Annotated in this window: 15 protein-coding genes and 1 pseudogene; 7 read left to right on the top strand and 9 right to left on the bottom strand. The window is 69.8% G+C overall.

Features of this window, described 5'->3' with window-relative positions; all coding sequences use genetic code 11:
- Positions 1-11 precede the first annotated feature (11 nt).
- The 7 genes and pseudogenes from DYZ02_RS10710 (at position 12) to DYZ02_RS10680 (ending at position 9,682) form a co-directional block, all read left to right on the top strand.
- Positions 12-1,331 (top strand): DUF4921 family protein, encoded by a 1,320-nt coding sequence (locus tag DYZ02_RS10710; RefSeq protein ID WP_115686234.1) that lies wholly within the window; start codon positions 12-14, stop codon positions 1,329-1,331.
- A 51-nt stretch (positions 1,332-1,382) separates the two neighbouring features.
- Positions 1,383-2,663: an amidohydrolase gene (locus DYZ02_RS10705; RefSeq protein ID WP_115686233.1), complete on the top strand. Its 1,281-nt coding sequence runs from the start codon at positions 1,383-1,385 to the stop codon at positions 2,661-2,663.
- A gap of 121 nt (positions 2,664-2,784) precedes the next feature.
- Positions 2,785-5,181 carry a glycogen/starch/alpha-glucan phosphorylase gene (locus DYZ02_RS10700; RefSeq protein ID WP_115686232.1) on the top strand — a complete coding sequence of 799 codons (2,397 nt, stop codon included), beginning with the start codon at positions 2,785-2,787 and terminating at the stop codon, positions 5,179-5,181.
- The gene (locus DYZ02_RS10695) at positions 5,182-5,640 is read left to right on the top strand and encodes a nucleoside deaminase (protein WP_115686231.1); all 459 of its coding nucleotides are present in this window, start codon (positions 5,182-5,184) and stop codon (positions 5,638-5,640) included.
- Positions 5,641-5,642: 2 nt separating this feature from the next.
- The gene (pabB, locus tag DYZ02_RS10690) at positions 5,643-7,613 is read left to right on the top strand and encodes an aminodeoxychorismate synthase component I (RefSeq protein WP_115686230.1); all 1,971 of its coding nucleotides are present in this window, start codon (positions 5,643-5,645) and stop codon (positions 7,611-7,613) included.
- On the top strand, positions 7,610-8,326 hold the full coding sequence (locus DYZ02_RS10685) for an aminotransferase class IV (RefSeq protein WP_115686229.1): 717 nt from the start codon (positions 7,610-7,612) through the stop codon (positions 8,324-8,326). The genes pabB and DYZ02_RS10685 overlap by 4 nt, the downstream gene beginning before the upstream one ends.
- A gap of 174 nt (positions 8,327-8,500) precedes the next feature.
- Positions 8,501-9,682: pseudogene (locus DYZ02_RS10680) on the top strand (zinc-binding dehydrogenase).
- Positions 9,683-9,761: 79 nt separating this feature from the next.
- On the opposite strand, the gene pyk reads toward DYZ02_RS10680, so the two are convergent.
- The 9 genes from pyk to hisH all read right to left on the bottom strand — a co-directional run bounded on the left by pyk (position 9,762) and on the right by hisH (position 17,322).
- Positions 9,762-11,183: a pyruvate kinase gene (gene pyk, locus DYZ02_RS10675; protein ID WP_115686228.1), complete on the bottom strand. Its 1,422-nt coding sequence runs from the start codon at positions 11,181-11,183 to the stop codon at positions 9,762-9,764.
- Positions 11,184-11,198: 15 nt separating this feature from the next.
- Positions 11,199-12,101, bottom strand: coding sequence for a prolipoprotein diacylglyceryl transferase (gene lgt, locus DYZ02_RS10670; protein WP_115686472.1), 903 nt, complete (start codon positions 12,099-12,101; stop codon positions 11,199-11,201).
- Positions 12,102-12,158: 57 nt separating this feature from the next.
- On the bottom strand, positions 12,159-12,986 hold the full coding sequence (locus tag DYZ02_RS10665) for an indole-3-glycerol phosphate synthase TrpC (RefSeq protein ID WP_115686473.1): 828 nt from the start codon (positions 12,984-12,986) through the stop codon (positions 12,159-12,161).
- A gap of 108 nt (positions 12,987-13,094) precedes the next feature.
- Positions 13,095-13,817 carry a TIGR02234 family membrane protein gene (locus DYZ02_RS10660; protein WP_115686227.1) on the bottom strand — a complete coding sequence of 241 codons (723 nt, stop codon included), beginning with the start codon at positions 13,815-13,817 and terminating at the stop codon, positions 13,095-13,097.
- Positions 13,810-14,202: a phosphoribosyl-AMP cyclohydrolase gene (gene hisI, locus DYZ02_RS10655; protein ID WP_115686226.1), complete on the bottom strand. Its 393-nt coding sequence runs from the start codon at positions 14,200-14,202 to the stop codon at positions 13,810-13,812. Before hisI ends, DYZ02_RS10660 begins: the two co-directional genes overlap by 8 nt.
- Complete coding sequence (gene hisF, locus DYZ02_RS10650) at positions 14,199-14,972, bottom strand: imidazole glycerol phosphate synthase subunit HisF (protein WP_115686225.1); 774 nt, start codon at positions 14,970-14,972, stop codon at positions 14,199-14,201. Before hisF ends, hisI begins: the two co-directional genes overlap by 4 nt.
- 107 nt (positions 14,973-15,079) lie before the next feature.
- On the bottom strand, positions 15,080-15,871 hold the full coding sequence (locus DYZ02_RS10645; protein WP_115686224.1) for an inositol monophosphatase family protein: 792 nt from the start codon (positions 15,869-15,871) through the stop codon (positions 15,080-15,082).
- Between the two features lie 40 nt (positions 15,872-15,911).
- Positions 15,912-16,649: a bifunctional 1-(5-phosphoribosyl)-5-((5-phosphoribosylamino)methylideneamino)imidazole-4-carboxamide isomerase/phosphoribosylanthranilate isomerase PriA gene (gene priA / locus DYZ02_RS10640; RefSeq protein WP_115686223.1), complete on the bottom strand. Its 738-nt coding sequence runs from the start codon at positions 16,647-16,649 to the stop codon at positions 15,912-15,914.
- Positions 16,650-16,659: 10 nt separating this feature from the next.
- A complete protein-coding gene (gene hisH, locus DYZ02_RS10635) occupies positions 16,660-17,322 on the bottom strand; it encodes an imidazole glycerol phosphate synthase subunit HisH (RefSeq protein WP_115686471.1) in 663 nt (220 codons plus the stop codon).
- Positions 17,323-17,365 lie beyond the last annotated feature (43 nt).

Raw genomic sequence — 17,365 nt, 5'->3', positions numbered from 1 at the left:
CCTTGGCACACATGACTTCCTACATCCACGGACACACCGAACCCCTCCTGACGATGGCCGACGGAACCATCAAGCAGATCAACCCGTTCTCGGGAACCGAGGTGTGGACCGTGCCGGGCCGCGGGGACCGGCCCCTCAGCGCCCCGGTGAAGGATGCCCGCCCGCTGCAGCCCGAGGACTTCACCCACTCCTGCGCCTTCTGCTCCGCCAACCAGCTCAGCACGCCGCCCGAGAAGGCGCGGATGGTGCGCATCGGCGAGGAGTGGAAGATCCTCCGCCGGCTTCTGCCCAGCGAGCTCGACCGGGAGCAGGCCGAGTTCCGCCGCGTGCCCAACCTCTTCGAGATCGTCTCCTACAACTACTGGCACGAAAACTACGGCTACGAGATGACCGAGAAGCAGCGCTGGTGGATGGAGACCTACCTCGCCGACCCCGAGGGCCGCGAGCACCTGCTCGCCGTGGCCCGCCGCAGGCTCGGCGCCAGGGCGGCCGGCGCCGGGGAGGAGGAGCTGCTGCGGCTCGCGCCCGCCTACTTCGGCGGGGGCCACGACGTCATCATCGCGCGGCGCCACTTCGTCGACGGCGCGACTGACGACTCCCAGCTCGCCTCCTCCGGCACGCTCACCCCCGAGGAGCACCACGGCTTCATCGCTTTGACCATCGACGCGATGCGCGACCTCTACGACACCAACCGCTATGCGCCCTACGTCGCCGTGTTCCAGAACTGGCTCGCTCCCGCCGGCGCCTCCTTCGACCACCTGCACAAGCAGCTCGTCGCCATCGACGAGCGCGGAGTGCACAACGACCAGGAGATCGCCAAGCTGCGGCAGAACCCGAACATCTACAACGAGCACGCCGTCAACCACGCCTTCTACAACAACCTGGTCATCGCGGAGACCGACCACGCCATCCTCATCGCCGGTGTGGGCCACCGCTATCCCACCGTCGTGGTCTACTCCAAGTCCAGCGCCCCCGAACCGTGGGAGCACACTCCCGAGGAAATGCGCAGCTTCTCCGACCTGCTGCACGCGGCGCACGCGGCTACGGGCCCGCGGGTGCCCTGCAACGAAGAGTGGCACTACAAGCCGATCGACCTCGACATCCCCATGCCCATGCGCGTGAACCTGAAGTGGCGCGTGTCCACCCTGGCGGGCTTCGAGGGCGGGACGAAGATCTACGTCAACACCCTGTCCCCCCAGGACATCCGCGACCGCATGGTCTCCAGCCTCTACGCGCTGCGTGACCAGGGGCGCATCGCGGGAAACATCCGCATCGCCACCGAGTGCCACCCGGTGCGCAACTGCCTGCGCTACAACCGGGCGCTAGGTTAGAACCCGACGCCCACCCACCGGACCGACCCCACAAGGAGCCCTGGACACCCGATGAGCGAGACCGACGAGCCCACCCTGGCCGGGAAGCTGGAGCGCATCTCATCCTCCTACGAGATCGACCCCGTCTGGCAGCGCCGCCTCTACGAGATCCTCCACGCCAACCCCGAGCTGTCCATGCAGGAGACGGAGACCCACCGGCGCATCCTCACCGAGCTGGGCCGCTTCGACTGCGAGGTCGTCGCGCCCGTCGGCGAGTACGGCATCGTGGCGGTCTTCCGCAACGGTGACGGCCCGAGCGTGCTCTACCGCGCGGACTTCGACGGCCTGCCCGTCACCGAGGACACCGCGGTGTCCTACGCCTCGCACAAGGTCGTCCCCGGGCCGGACGGCAAGCCCGTGGGCACCATGCACGCCTGCGGCCACGACGTGCACACCACGGCCCTGCTGGGCCTGTGCGACGTCATGGACCACACCCGCGAGCACTGGTCCGGCACCTTCATCGCCCTGTTCCAGCCGGGCGAGGAGATCGGGGCGGGTGCCGGCGCCATGGTCGACGACGGGCTGGTCGAGCGCGTCCCGCGCCCCGACGTCTGCTTCGGCATGCACGTCATGCCGGGCCGCGCCGGCCAGGTGATGAGCAAGGCGGGCCCCCAGTTCGCGGCCTGCGACTCGATCCGGGTGACCATCCCCGGGCGCAGCGCCCACGGCTCGATGCCGCACGCCGCGGTCGACCCGACGTTCACCGCCGCGATGATCATCACCCGCATGCAGGGCATCGTGGGCCGCGAGGTGGACCCCGACGACTTCGCCGTGGTGACCGTCGCGCGCATGCGCGCGGGCTCGACGAACAACATCATCCCCGCCGAGGCCGAGCTGACCCTCAACTGCCGCTTCTACAGCGACAAGACCAAGGCCAAGGTCTACGCCTCCATCGAGCGCGTCGTCCACGCCGAGGTCCTCGCCTCCGGCATCACCGACGCCCCCACCATCGAGTACTTCGCCCACGGCGAGCTGCTCAGCAACGACGCCGTCGTCTACAACAAGGTCCGCCCCAACTTCGACGCCGTCTTCGGCACCGACTCGGTGCGCGCCCCGCGCAAGACTGTTTCCGAGGACTTCCCCAGCATCCCCCTGGCCTTCGGCGTGCCCTACTTCTTCTGGCTCATCGGCTGCACCCCGCGCGGGCAGTGGGACGCCGCCGTGCGCTCGGACCGGGTCAACGAGGACGTCCCCGTCAACCACATGTCCACCTTCCTGCCCGAGTACGAGCCGACAATCGATGCGGCCAACCGGGCCGCGCTCACCGCCGTGATGACCTACCTGGCGCGCTGAGGCGAGCGCGTCGGCGCCGCCGGGAATAGGTAGGCTCGGGGGCGTTGCAGCCCGGCGCGCCGCGCCCGGCACCACCGCCAGCCCGACAGAAACGAACACGTCCAACCAGCGAGGGAGACGCATGACCACACCAGCACACCCGCGAGAGTTCGATTCCACCGTGGAGGGCCACGTCCGCGCCTTCTCCGGCGCGACGCCCCGCACCGCCACGGTGAAGAAGTTCTGGACGGGCATGTCCGCCGCCGTCATGGAACAGATCGCCGACGACTGGGACGCCACCCGCGCCGCCTACGCCGCGACGCGCCAGCAGGCCTACTTCTCGGCCGAGTTCCTGCAGGGCCGCGCACTGCTGAACAACCTGACCAACCTCGGCCTCGTTGAGGAGGCCGCCCGGGTGGCGTCGGAAAGCGGGCGCGAGCTCAGCGACGTCCTCGAGGCCGAGCACGACGCCGCCCTCGGAAACGGCGGCCTGGGCCGCCTCGCCGCCTGCTTCCTCGACTCCGCCGTCACGCAGGACTACCCCGTCACCGGATACGGGCTGCTCTACCGCTACGGGCTGTTCCGCCAGGAGCTGGTCGACGGCTTCCAGAAGGAGCACCCCGACGCCTGGAAAGAGTCCTTCTACCCCTTCATCGTGCGCCGCGGCTCCCAGCAGCGCATCGTGCGCTTCGACGACATGACCGTGCGCGCCGTGCCCTACGACATGCCGATCACCGGTTACGGCACCCGCAACGTCGGCACCCTCCGTCTGTGGGACGCGAAGCCGATGCACGAGTTCGACTACGACGCCTTCAACCACCAGCGCTTCACCGACGCCATCCTCGAGCGCGAGGCTGTCCACGACCTGACCCGCGTGCTCTACCCGAACGACTCCTCCTTCGCCGGCAAGGTGCTGCGCGTGCGCCAGCAGTACTTCTTCGTCTCCGCCTCCCTGCAGGAGATGCTGGACAACTACATCGAGCACCACGGCACCGACCTGCGCGGGTTCCACACCTACAACTCAGTGCAGCTCAACGACACCCACCCCGTCATCGGCATCCCGGAGCTGATGCGCCTGCTCATGGACGAGCACGGCCTCGGCTGGGAGGAGGCCTGGGAGGTCACCACCAACACCTTCGCCTACACCAACCACACGGTGCTGCAGGAGGCCCTCGAAACCTGGGACGTGGCCATCTTCAAGCAGCTGTTCTGGCGGATCTGGGAGATCATCGTGGAGATCGACCGGCGCTACCGCATCGACATGCAGGCACGCGGCATCGACCCCGACGCGGCCCACCACTACTCGCCCGTCCACGACGGCAAGGTGCACATGGCGTGGATCGCCGCCTACGCCTCCTACTCCATCAACGGCGTCGCGGCGCTGCACACGGAGATCATCAAGCGCGACACCCTGGGCTACTGGCACGACCTGTTCCCGGAGAAGTTCAACAACAAGACGAACGGGGTCACACCCCGGCGTTGGCTGCGCATGTGCAACCCGAAGCTCTCCGCGCTGCTCGACCGCCTCTCCGGCTCCGACGAGTGGGTCACCGACCTGGACAAACTCGCCGATCTGCGCCACTTCGCCGAGGACGACGAGGTGATGCGCGAGCTGCGCGACATCAAGGCCTCCAACAAGTCCGATTTCGCCGCCTGGCTGGCCGCGCACCAGGGCGAGACGGTGGACGTCGCCTCCATCTTCGACACGCAGATCAAGCGCCTGCACGAGTACAAACGCCAGCTGATGAACGCGCTCTACATCCTCGACCTCTACTTCCGCATCAAGGAGGACGGGGAGACGGACGTGCCGAAGCGCACCTTCATCTTCGGCGCCAAGGCGGCCCCCGGTTACACGCGCGCCAAGCGCATCATCAAGCTGATCAACGCCATCGGCGAACTGGTCAACAACGACCCCGAGGTCTCCCCGATCCTGCACGTGGTCTTCGTGGAGAACTACAACGTCTCCCCCGCCGAGCAGATCATCCCCGCCACAGACGTCTCCGAGCAGATCTCCACCGCCGGCAAGGAGGCCTCGGGCACCTCGAACATGAAGTTCATGATGAACGGCGCGCTCACCCTGGGCACGATGGACGGCGCGAACGTGGAGATCGTCGACGCCGTCGGCGAGGACAACGCCTACATCTTCGGCGCCCGCGAGGAGGAGCTCGACACCCTGCGCCAGCGCTACAACCCGCAGGCCCACTACGAGCAGGTCCCGGGCCTCAAGCGCGCGCTTGACGCTCTCACCGACGGCACGCTTGACGACGCCGGAACCGGCGCCTTCCACGACATCCGCGGCTCCCTGCTGGACGGCAACGGCTGGGAGACCCCGGACGTGTACTACGTGCTCGGTGACTTCGCCGACTACCGCGACACCCGCGACCGCATGGCCCGGGAGTACTACGCGGACCCGCTGCACTGGGCGCGCATGTGCTGGATCAACATCTGCGAGTCCGGCCGTTTCTCCTCCGACCGCACGATCCGCGACTACGCCACAGAGGTGTGGAAGATCGAGCCGACCCCGATCGAGGGCCAGTAAGTGCCCGACCACCTCGCCCGCGCCATCGAGATCGCCGAGCGCTCCGCCGCCACCGGCGGAGGGCCCTTCGGCTGCGTCGTCGTCGCCGCCGACGGCGGCCTCCACGAGGGCAGCAACGAGGTGGTGGCCCGGCGCGACCCCACCGCGCACGCCGAGATCCAGGCCATCCGCGCCGCCTGCGCCGCCGCGGGCACGCACGACCTGACCGGGGCCGTGCTGTACTCCTCGGCCCGCCCCTGCCCGATGTGCTTCGCCGCCATCCACTGGGCGGGCGTCGAGTCGGTGGTCTACGCCGCCGCGTCCGCCCAGGCCGCGGCGGCGGGTTTCGATGACTCCTGGATCGAGGAGATCCTCGCCGGCACGCGCCGCGACCCGGTGCCTTTCGTCCACGACCCTCGGCCCGGCGACAACGCGCCCTTCGACACGTGGGCGGCCAACCCAGACAGGGCGGAATACTGACCGTGGCCGCCACCCCACCCGCGGTTCTGCTCGTGGACAACCGCGACTCCTACACGTTCAACCTGGCCCACCTCATTGCCCGGGCGGCGGGGCGCGAGCCCGAGGTGGTGCGCGCGGATGACGTCGAGAAGCTCGGCGTCGCCGCGAAGGTCGCGGCCGGGCGCTACACCCACGTGGTGATCTCCCCGGGCCCCGGGGCCCCGGAGGACTCCGGCGACTTCGGGGCATCGCGGCAGGTCATCGAGGCCGCCGCGAACATCCCGGTGCTCGGCGTGTGCCTCGGCCACCAGGGCCTCGGGCACCTCGCGGGCGCGCCGGTCGCGCGGACCGCCCCGCACCACGGCCACGTCAGCCGCATCAGGCACTCGGGCGAGGGCATCTTCGACGGGGTGCCGCAGGGCTTTGCGGCCGTGCGCTACCACTCCCTGCGCGTCGAACCGGTCGCCGCGGAGTCCGGGATCCGCGTGCACGCGCGCAGCGAGGACGGGGTGGTGCAGGCGCTCGAGGTGCCCGGCCGGCCGCACTGGGGAGTGCAGTTCCACCCGGAGTCCGTGCTCAGCGAGCACGGCGAGCGGATCATGCGCAATTTCCTCGCGCTGCGCGGCACGGGGCGCCCGGGGCAGGTTGGACAGGCTGGGCGGGCGCAGTGGGCGGTGACGCACGAGGCGGTGGACATCGACCTCGACACCGAGGCCACCTTCCGGGCCCTGTCCGCCCAGGGCGCCGAGGCGTTCTGGCTGGACTCCGCCACCGGCGAGGGGTTCACCATCATGGGCACGGACGCCGGGCCGCTGTCGCGCCGGATCGTCTACCGCAGGGGCGGCGACGGCCCGGACGTGCTCGCGGCCCTCGAGGCGGAGCTAGGCGAGACCGTCGACACCTCCGGCGTGCCCGAGCTGCCCTTTGCCGGCGGGTGGGTCGGCTACCTCGGCTACGAGTGCGCCGCGCTGACCCTGCCCGACTTTTCTCCGCGGCACACCAGCCTCCACCCCGACGCCTGCTTCGTGCGCCCGCAGTCCTTCCTCGTCTACGACCACGCCGCCCGCCGCGCGCACCTCATGGTGCTGCACCGCCGCGCACCGGACGATGAAGCCCGGGACGACGGCACGCGCCAGCTCGCCGAGGACCTGCGCTCGGCGCTGCGCGAGGACCGGTGTGAGGCTGGTGGGGCGTCGATTGGCGAGGGCTCCTGGCGCCTCGGGCGCGGAGCCTACCTCGAGCGACTCGCGGCGATCAGGGAGGCCCTGGCGCGCGGCGACTCCTACGAGGTCTGCCTCACCGACACCTACGAGGCGGCGGCGCGCGGCGAGGGCATCGACCTCTACGCGCGGCTGCGGCGCTCCAACCCCGCGCCCTACGCCGCCTACCTGCGCCTCGGCGGCATCGAGGTGCTCTCCAGCTCCCCCGAGCGCTTCCTGCGCGTGCGCGGGCGCGAGGTGGAGACCAAGCCCATCAAGGGCACGCTGCCGCGCGAGCGCCGCGCGGAGGAGCTGCAGGAAGACGCCAAAACGCGGGCGGAAAACCTGATGATCGTCGACCTGTTGCGCAACGACCTCGCACGGGTCTGCCTCCCCGGCACCGTGGCTGTCCCGCAGCTCATGGCCGTGGAAACGTACGCGACCGTGCACCAGCTCGTCTCCACCATCACCGGGCGGCTGCGCCCCGACCGCGGCCTAATCGACCTGGTGCGCGCGACCTTCCCGCCCGGCTCCATGACGGGGGCGCCGAAGGAGCGCACGTGCACGCTTATCGGCGCCCTCGAGCCCGGCCCGCGCGGGGTGTACTCGGGCGCGATCGGATACCTCGGTTTCGACGGAAACGCGGAGCTCAGCGTGGTGATCCGCACCGCGGTCAAGCAGGCGGACACGCTCACCGTCGGCGCTGGCGGCGCGATCGTGTGGAACTCCGACGCCGACGCCGAGTACGCCGAGCTTCAGCTCAAGGCGGCCGCGGTGATCGCGGGGCTGACGTGACCTCCTACGTCTGGGAGGGGCGCTGGCTGCCCACGCGCGACGAACCGCGGGGGTTCGACTGCGCCGACTCGTGGCGCCACGATCACGGCCGCGCCCGCGGGCTCGAGCTGCACCGCGAGCGCTTCGCCGCCGGCGCCGGCCCGCTTCCGGCCGGGATGTGGGACAGCGCGCTTGAGCTTCTCGACGCCTCCTCCGACCTGTTTCCCCGCATCTCGGTGTTTGATGGAAGGTTCCGCTTCGACATCCGGCCGGCGCCGCCGGCGCGGCAGACGACCGACCTGACGCTGGCAGCCGCGCCGGACCCGAGGACGGCACCGCTGATCAAGGGCCCGGACCTGGTGCGCCTTGCCGAGCATCGGCGCGCGCACGCCATCGCGGGGACGGACGACATCGTCCTCGGCGACTTCGCCGAAACCACCACGGGCACGCTCGTCGGCTGGGTCGGAGACACCCTCGTGCTTGCCGACGCCACGCGCCTGCCCAGCACGACCGAGGCTCTGGTGGCCGAGCGCGCCAAGGCGCTGGGTCACGACATCACGGGCGGCGTCCTAGACCCGGCCAACCCGATGTGGTTCCTCAACGCGCTGCACGGAATCAGCCCGGTGCGAAGGGTGGTTTCTCCGACCGCGACGATCGTGCTGCCCCGCCACCCCGGCGAGGACGAGTGGCGGCGCTGGTGGCGCGGCGAGCTGGGTCCCGAACCACAGTTCTAGAAAAGTTTTGAAGTTCTTATTGCGCTCTTGAGCAGAGCGAACACGCGTTCGCCCGCAGCCAAACGGCCTTATTGAAAATGATTACTGACACGTCATACACATCGGGCGTAGCGAAGCATTCGTACCCGTTGGACGCGCCCGATGGGCGCTCCACACCCGACGAAAGGACTAGCAATGAAGGCATTGACGTGGCAAGGGACCGACAAGGTTTCGGTAGAAACCGTCGACGACCCCACGATTCAGGAACCCACCGACGCGATTATCGAGGTCACCTCTAGCGGTGTCTGCGGCTCTGACCTCCACCTCATGTCCGTTCTCGCCCCGTACATGAACGAGGGCGACATTATGGGCCACGAGCCGATGGGCCGCGTCGTTGAGGCCGGCTCGTAGTCCGGCCTGAAGGTCGGCGACCGCATCGTCGTGCCGTTTAACATCTCCTGCGGCCACTGCTGGATGTGCGACCACAGCCTGTACTCCCAGTGCGAAACCACCCAGGTCACCGAGAAGGGCTCCGGCGCTTCCCTGCTCGGCTTCTCCGAGCTGTACGGTTCCGTTCCCGGCGGCCAGGCCCAGTACCTGCGCGTGCCGCACGCCGACTTCGGTGCCATCAAGGTGGGCAACGAGCTTGAGGACCACCGCTACGTGTTCCTCAGCGACGTGCTGCCGACTGCATGGCAGGGCGTGAAGTACGCCGACGTGGGCGAGGGCGACACCATCGCCGTGTACGGCCTTGGCCCGATCGGCCAGATGGCAGCCCGCATGGCGCGCCACATGGGCGCGCGCGTGTTCGGCATTGACCCCGTCGCGGAGCGCCGCGAGATGGCTGCACGCCACGGCATCGAGGTTTACACCGACGGTGCCGACACCATCGCCGAGCTCAAGGACATCACCGACGGCCGCGGCCCCGATGCGGTTCTCGACGCCGTCGGCATGGAGGCCCACGGCTCCCCGGTGGGTGGCGCCATTCAGACCGCGGCCGGGTTCCTTCCCGACGCCGCAGCACAGAAGGTCATGGAGACCGCGGGCGTCGACCGCCTCAGCGTCCTGCACGACGCGATCGACCTGGTCCGCCGCGGCGGCACCATCTCCATCAGCGGCGTTTACGGCGGCACTGCAAGCCCGATGCCGCTGATGACCTTGTTTGACAAGCAGATTCAGATGCGCATGGGCCAGTGCAACGTGAAGAAGTGGATCTCCGACCTCATGCCGCTGGTTGAGGATCCCTCCGACCCGCTCGGCGTCGACGACCTGGTCACCCACCGCGTGTCGCTGTCTGAGGCACCAGAGGCGTACAAGAAGTTCCGAGACAAGGAGGACAACTGCATCAAGGTCGTCCTCGACCCCGTCGCTGGCTAACACCCCCTGATTAAAAACGCGTTCCCGGCACCTGCAGGTGCCGGGAACGATGTCGTTTCTGTGCGCTATCGCGCGAGTTTTAGGGGTTGCGCGTGTCCTCGCCGAGTTGGTGGACGTGGATCGTGTTCGTCGTGCCGCTGACCCCGGGGGGCGTGCCGGCGACCATGACCATCGCGTCACCCTCGTTGTACTCGTCCATGGACAGCAGGATCTCGTCGACGACCTTGATCATCTCGTCGGTGCTGTCGACCTGCGGGCAGAGGAAGGTCTCCGCTCCCCAGCTCAGGGCGAGCTGGGAGCGCACCTGCTGCACCGGGGTGAACACGAGCAGCGGCAGGTCCGGGTGGAGCCGGGCCACGCGGCGGGCGGTGTCGCCCGAGGTGGTGAACGTAACGATCGCCCGGGCGTTGAGGCGGGTGGCGATGTCGTTGGCGGAGTAGGAGATCACGCCGCGCTTTGTGCGCGGGATGTGGTTGAGCGGCGGAACGAAGCCCATCGTCTCCGCGACGCGGACGATGCGGCTCATGGTGCGCACGACGTTGTGCGGGTCGACGCCCACCGAGGTCTCACCGGAGAGCATGACGGCGTCGGCGCCGTCGAGCACCGCGTTGGCCACGTCCGAGGCCTCGGCGCGGGTCGGGCGGGAGTTGTCGATCATCGAGTCGAGCATCTGCGTGGCCACGATGACAGGCTTCGCGTTCTCGCGCGCGATCTGGATGACGCGCTTCTGCACCAGCGGCACCTGCTCCAGCGGGATCTCCACGCCCAGGTCGCCGCGGGCGACCATGACGGCGTCGAAGGCGAGGATGATCGATTCGAGCGCCTCCACCGCCTCCGGCTTCTCCAGCTTGGCGATCACCGGCACGCGGCGGCCCACCTCGTCCATGATCTCGTGGACCAGGTCGATGTCCGAGGGCGAGCGGACGAAGGACAGTGCGATGAGGTCGACGCCCAGGTTGAGGGCGAAGCGCAGGTCGTCCTTGTCCTTCTCCGACAGCGCGGGCACGGAGATGTCCATGCCGGGCAGCGAGACGCCCTTGTTGTTGGACACCGGGCCGCCCTCGGTCACCTTGGCCACCACATCGTTGCCGTCAACCTCGGTGACGACCAGGGCGACCTTTCCGTCGTCGACAAGCAGGCGATCGCCGGGCTTGGCGTCCTGCGCGAGCTGCTTGTAGGTGGTGGAGACGCGGTCGTGCGTGCCGGGGACGTCGTCGACCGTGATACGCACCTCCTCGCCCGTCTCCCAGTAGGTCGAGCCCTCCTCGAAGCGGCCGAGGCGGATCTTCGGGCCCTGCAGGTCGGCGAGGATGCCGACGGCGTGCCCGGTCGTGTCGGTCGCCTCGCGCACCCATCGGTAGTTCTGCTCGTGGTCGGCGTGGTCGCCGTGCGAGAAGTTCAGGCGGGCGACGTCCATGCCGTCGCGAACGAGCCCGAGGATGGCATCTTTGTTGGCCACCGCGGGCCCGAGGGTACAAACGATCTTTGTTCTTCTATCCACGTTCTTCCACCCTAGTTAGCTTGCGTGCGCCGTGCCCGGCGCAGGTTCGGTTCCGGGCTCCACGCTACCCGTCCGCGCCGGCGGCTGCGGGCGTCGGCTGAGCCGGAGGAACACGACCAGCGCGGTGACGAAGAGGATCCCGCTGACCCACGTGTTCACGCGCAGGCCGAGGATCATGGTCGCCTCGTCCGCGCGCATCAGCTCCACGAGGAAGCGCCCGAAGGAGTAGCCGGCGACGTAGAGCGCGAAGACCCGCCCGCGGTCCAGGCGGAAGCGCCGGTCGGCCCAGATGAGCAGGGCGAAGACGAGGACGTTCCACAGCAGCTCGTAGAGGAATGTCGGGTGCACACTGGCGACCACCTCGCCGGTGGAGTGGCCCGTCAGCGGCGCGTACCTGCCCGCCTCGTCGACGCGGTAGTAGATGTCCAAGGCCCACGGCACGTCGGTGGGCCGGCCGTAGAGCTCCTGGTTGAACCAGTTGCCCAGCCGGCCGATCCCCTGCGCGAGGATGATGCCCGGGGCCGCCGCATCGGCGAACGGCGCCAGCGGCAGGCCCTTGCGGCGGAAGAGCACCCACACGGCGAGGGTCCCCAGCGCCACCGCGCCCCAGATGCCCAGCCCGCCCCCGCTGATGTTGAACGCCTTCCACGGGTCGCGGCCGGGCCCGAAGTACTTGTCGTAGTCCGTGATGACGTGGTACAGCCTGCCGCCGACGATCCCGGCCGGGATGGCCACGATCGCCGCGTCCCACACCACCTCGGGGTCTCCGCCGCGGGCGGCGTAGCGGCGCAGTGTCAGCCAGAGGGCGACGGCGACGCCCGTGATGATGCACAGTGCGTAGGCGCGGACCGGCACCGGGCCGAGGTGCCACACGCCCTGGGGCGGCGAGGGGATGTTTGCCAGGATCAAGGTTTCCACGCCCAACAGTGTGCCTTACGACGCCCCCTCCCCGCGCACCGGCACGTTACGGGTGCCTCAGGTGCGCGAGGGGCAGGCCGGGTGCTGCCCGGCGGCCGCGAGGCGGCGGGTGGCGGCGAGGACGTCGTCCTGGCTCATCACGGCCTCCGCGGCGAGGACCGCGTCGGCGCCGGAGGCGGCGGCGTCGATGAGGTCGCGGGCGTTGCGCACCCCGCCGAGGCTGATTTTCAGCACCTCGGTGGGCAGGCCGGGCGCGATGTCGGCGAAGGCGTGGCGGTTGAGCGAGTTCGTGTCGAAGGACCAGGAGTTCACCGCAACGATGCTCGCCCCGGCCCGCAGCGCCCGGTCGGCGTCCTCGGGGGTGCGCACCTCCGCCATGACCTCCATGCCCAGGCTCTCAGCGCGGTCCAGCAGCGCCTCCAGCCGGTGCTGGTCCAGGATCCCCACCTGCAGCGGGATCATGTCGGCGCCGTAGCAGCGGGCCTCGTGGATCTGGTACGGGTCGACCACCACATCGCGGCACACCATCGGCAGGCGCACCGCGGCGCGGGCGGCGGACATGTCGGCCAGGGAGCCGTCGAAACGAAGCTGCTCGGTCTGGCAGGCGATGAGATGGGCGCCGCCGTCCTCAATGGCGCCGGCCACATCCTCCACCGTCTGCCCCGACGCCGTGAAGGACGTGGTGGGCCCGTAGACGGGGGAATTGCGTTTGATCTCCACGATGACGCCGCAGCCCGAGCGAAGCAGCGCGCCGCGCGCGTCGCGGGTGGGTTCCATGTCCCGCGAGCGCGCCTTGATCTCCTGAAAGGGCACCTTGGCTTCGCGCTTCGCGACGTCACGAAGCACCGCGGCAACCACGCTGTCGAGCGCGCCGGCAGCCTGCATCTCCACCACCCCTCCCGTCGGAGGCAACGAGTACATACCTGGCTTAAGCGTATCCCCAGGCCAGGCGGCGGCGAAATCGCACGGGGGTAAACGATGTGCTGAGCGCGCTCAGCGGCGTGTGCCAGGGTCGGTGGAGTCGGCGGGGTCGGTGGAGTCGGCGGGGTCGGCGGGGTCGGCGGGGTCGGTGGGGTCGAGGTCGGCGTCGAGCGCGTCCCACATCACCCGGCCCGAGTCGGGGCTGGAGGTGAGGTCCTCCTCGATCTTCTCGCGGCGTACCGCCTCCGTCTCGTACTTGTTCAGCTTCGCGGAGTCCTCGCCGGGGCGCAGCGCGACAAGCGCGCCACCCAGCGCGGCGAGCACGCACCCCAGGGCCACGAGCGCCGGGTTCACCGGGTGCAGGGTGACCTCCGTGATCTGCGCCCAGCCCGGGATGGCGTCGGAGCGCGACTGCATCTCCTCGTAGCCCGCGGTCAGGATCGCGTGGACCCGGTCGACGTCCGCCCCGCGCGCCAGGAGCGTGACGGGGGCGACGAGGGCGCCGAGGGCGGCCACGGCGGCGACGGCCCCGACGATGCGGCGGCCGAGGCGTCGTAAAGCGAGCACCGCGATCGCGGCGACGATGAAGAGCAGCGAGACGGCGGAGGCCTCGGTGGACCAGTCGGCGCCGGTGACCTCGACGTCACCTCCCCCCGCGCGGTCGTCGAAGTAGGTGGCCGTCATCCAGCTCAGGCGGGTGAAACCCGCCACGAGCACGCCCCCGGCCGCGAGGAGCGCGGCGCCGGGGCGGGTGAAGCCCTTGGACGGTGCGGGCGAGGTGGTCTTCTCAGTCATCGTTTCCCCTTGCAAGGAGTTCGTCGGCGTCGAAGCAGGAGTGGTCCCCGGTGTGGCACGCACCGCCGACCTGCCGGACGCGCAGGAGGAGGGTGTCGCCGTCGCAGTCCAGGCGGACGTCGGTGACCTCCTGGGTGTGCCCGCTGGTCAGGCCCTTGATCCAGTACTCGCCGCGGGACCGCGAGTAGTAGGTGCCCCGGCGGGTGGCCAGGGTGTGGGCGAGCGCGTGGTCGTCCATCCACGCCATCATGAGCACGTCGCCGGTGCCCTCCTCCTGCACGATCGCGGGCACGAGGCCGGCGTCGTTGCGCTTCAGGCGGGCGGCGATGGCCGGGTCGAGCTCGTAGTCGGCCGGGTTCTGCGAACCGTTGTGCGTTGCCGTCACCGCACGACCTCCCCCGCCTCGCGCAGGGCCTGCTTGACCTCGCCGATGGAGACCTCCCCGAAGTGGAAGATCGAGGCCGCCAGCACGGCGTCCGCCCCCGCCTCCACGGCCGGCGGGAAGTGCTCAGCGGCCCCGGCGCCGCCCGAGGCGATGACGGGGATGGTCACTGCGGCGCGCACCGCGCGGATCAGCTCGAGGTCGAAGCCCGACTTCGTGCCGTCACCGTCCATCGAGTTAAGGAGGATCTCGCCGACGCCCAGGTCCTGGCCGGTGCGGGCCCACTCCACGGCGTCGATGCCGGCGGAGCGGGTGCCGCCGTGGGTGGTGACCTCGAAGCCAGAGGGCTGCGGCTGGCCGCCCTCGGGCACGCGGCGGGCGTCGACGGACAGGACGATGCACTGAGCGCCGAACTCCTCCGACAGCGTGCGCAGCAACGTCGGTTCCGCGATCGCGGCGGTGTTCACGCTGACCTTGTCCGCCCCGGCGAGCAGCAGCTCGCGCACGTCTTCGGCGGTGCGCACCCCGCCGCCGACGGTGAGGGGGATGAAGACCTGGTCGGCGGTGCGGCGCACCACCTCGAGCATCGTGCCGCGGCCCTGCCGGGAGGCGGTGACGTCGAGGAAGGTCAGCTCGTCGGCGCCCTCCTCGCCGTAGCGCTTCGCCAGCTCCACGGGGTCGCCCGCGTCGCGGAGGTTCTCGAAGTTGACGCCCTTGACCACGCGGCCGTCATCGACGTCGAGACACGGAATTACACGAACGGAGACTCCCACGGCGGGCACCGAATCCTTCCACCTAGCTACCGGGCCGCGCGGGCGCGGCCCGCGGGCATGACATTCCCCTCGTGACACAAGGGACACAGTGGCCCAGAGTCACAGCATCACGAGGAGGCGACGGACTTCATCGTACTCAGGGCCACCCGGTGGGCCCGCGCCGTCCCCGCAATCGCGCCGATGGAGCGCATCGTCCACGGCTCGCCGTCCGGGCCCGTCACGACCGCCCCGGCGCTGCGCGCCAGCAGGATTCCGGCGCTGTTGTCCCACAGGTGCGGCGAGAAGCTCACCGCCGCCTGGTAAATGCCCTGGGCGACGAAGGCGAAGTCCACCCCCACGGATCCGGAGATGCGCGGGCGCAGGTTCGTCTCGGACAGGGTGGCCATCACGTCCAGGCGCAGGTCCGCCGGGTAGCGCTGCGAGTTGGGGGAACGCACGGACCCGACGCCGACCTGCGCGGCGGCGTGGCTGTCCGGGCGCAGGCGCGGCAGCGCCCGGCCGTTGAGGTGCACGGGCTCGCCCTCGATGGCGGTCAGGTGCATGTTCAGCAGGGGGATCTCGGTGATGGCGACCACCGGCTGGCCGCGGTGCAGCAGCGAGACGAGGATGGAGCAATTCGGGTTGCCCGAGGAGTAGTTGGAGGTGCCGTCGATCGGGTCGACCACCCAGCACGCCTCGTTGTTCAGGTTTCCGCCCTGCTCCTCCCCGTAGACGGGGATGCCCGTCGCCGCGGTGAGCTTGCGGCGCAGCAGGGTCTCGATCGCCACGTCGGCCTCGGTGGCGAAGTCCCCGCCACCCTTGAACAGGGCCGGTGCGGCCCCGAGGTGGGAGACGAACAGCTCGCGCGCCTCCGCGACGATCTCCTCCGCGATCTCGAGGTAGCGGGCATTGGAATCCATAGCGTCACCCTACCCTTTCAGCGCGATCTATAGGACTGTTTTATGCGTTTCCCACGGCGTCGAGCGCCTCGCGCAGCGTGAAGCGGGACTCGTAGAGCGCCTTGCCGATGATCGCCGAGTCGATGCCCTCCTCCACGTAGCCCGACAGGGCGACGACGTCCTCCAGCGTGGCGATGCCCCCGGAGGCGGTGACCATGGCGTCGGTCGCCGCGGAGACGTCGCGAAGCAGCTCGACGTTGGGGCCGGTGAGCGTGCCGTCCCGGCTGACGTCGGTGACCACGAAGCGGCGGCACCCTGCGCTGTCGAAGAACTCGAGGACCTCCCAGAGGTCGCCGCCGTCGGCCGTCCACCCCTCGCCTTTGGTGCGCCACTGGCCGTTTTCCTCGCGCACGGCGATGTCGATGGCGATCTTGTCGCCGTGGCGCGCGATCGCCTCGGCCGTCCACTCGGGGTTGCGTAGCGCCGCGGTGCCGATGTTGACGCGCCGTGCGCCCGTCGCCAGCGCCCGCTCGAGCGAGGCGTCGTCGCGGATCCCGCCGGTCAGCTCCACGTTGATGTCGAGCCGGCCGGTGATCTCCGCCATGAGCTCGTGGTTCGAACCGCGCCCGAAGGCGGCGTCGAGGTCGACGAAGTGGAGCCACTCGGCCCCCTGCTCCTGCCAGTTCAGGGCCGCCTCGAGGGGCGAGCCGTAGCTCTTTTCCGTCCCCGCCTCGCCCTGGTCGAGGCGCACCGCCTGGCCGTCTACGACGTCGACCGCGGGAAGAAGTGTGAAGTCCATGACCGCCATCCTATCGGAGGGTGTCGACCCAGTTTCTCAGCAGCTGCAGGCCCGCGTCCCCCGATTTCTCCGGGTGGAACTGCGTCGCCCACAGCGGGCCGTTCTCCACCGCCGCGACGAAGCGGCTCTCGCCATGCTCCGCCCACGACACCTTCGGGGCGGCGATGAACTCGTCGGCCTCCATCTCCCAGCGCTGCACGCCGTAGGAGTGGACGAAGTAGAACCGCGTCGTGTCGTCGCACCCGGCGAACATCCGCGAGCGCTCCGCGATGTCCACGGTGTTCCACCCCATGTGGGGAAGCACGGGGGCACGCAGCTTCTCGACGACCCCCGGCCACTCCCCCATTCCCTGGGTGTCCACGCCGTGCTCGACGCCGCTCTCGAACATTACCTGCAGCCCCACGCAGATGCCCAGCACCGGCCGCCCCCCGGCGAGGCGCTGGCCGACGATCCGGGGCCCGTTGACGGCGCGCAGCCCGCGCATGCAGGCGTCGAAGGCCCCCACGCCGGGCACGACGAGTCCGTCCGCCTCCGTGGCGAGGGCTGCGTCGCGCGTGACCTCCACCTCCGCGCCGACGTGCTCGAGGGCGCGCTGGGCAGAGCGGAGGTTGCCCGCCCCGTAATCGAGCAGGGCGACGTGGGGCCGGGGAGCGTGGGTGCTGGCGCGGGTCATGGTTGCGTAGTTTAGCGCCCGCCGCTCTTGTAGAAGCGGGGGG

This window comes from Corynebacterium senegalense, from assembly GCF_900411315.1.
Lineage (GTDB): Bacteria > Actinomycetota > Actinomycetes > Mycobacteriales > Mycobacteriaceae > Corynebacterium > Corynebacterium senegalense.
Note: the sequence above shows the minus strand (reverse complement) of the source record. Positions and strands in the feature narration are given on the sequence as shown.

Excerpts from the sequence above, each read along its gene's own strand:
- DYZ02_RS10710 (WP_115686234.1), top strand. The coding sequence starts at position 12 with ATGACTTCCTACATCCACGGACACACCGAACCCCTCCTGACGATGGCC.
- DYZ02_RS10705 (WP_115686233.1), top strand. The coding sequence starts at position 1,383 with ATGAGCGAGACCGACGAGCCCACCCTGGCCGGGAAGCTGGAGCGCATC.
- DYZ02_RS10700 (WP_115686232.1), top strand. The coding sequence starts at position 2,785 with ATGACCACACCAGCACACCCGCGAGAGTTCGATTCCACCGTGGAGGGC.
- DYZ02_RS10665 (WP_115686473.1), bottom strand. The coding sequence starts at position 12,986 with ATGCAGGCTGCCGGCGCGCTCGACAGCGTGGTTGCCGCGGTGCTTCGT.
- DYZ02_RS10660 (WP_115686227.1), bottom strand. The coding sequence starts at position 13,817 with ATGACTGAGAAGACCACCTCGCCCGCACCGTCCAAGGGCTTCACCCGC.
- DYZ02_RS10645 (WP_115686224.1), bottom strand. The coding sequence starts at position 15,871 with ATGGATTCCAATGCCCGCTACCTCGAGATCGCGGAGGAGATCGTCGCG.
- priA (WP_115686223.1), bottom strand. The coding sequence starts at position 16,649 with ATGGACTTCACACTTCTTCCCGCGGTCGACGTCGTAGACGGCCAGGCG.
- hisH (WP_115686471.1), bottom strand. The coding sequence starts at position 17,322 with ATGACCCGCGCCAGCACCCACGCTCCCCGGCCCCACGTCGCCCTGCTC.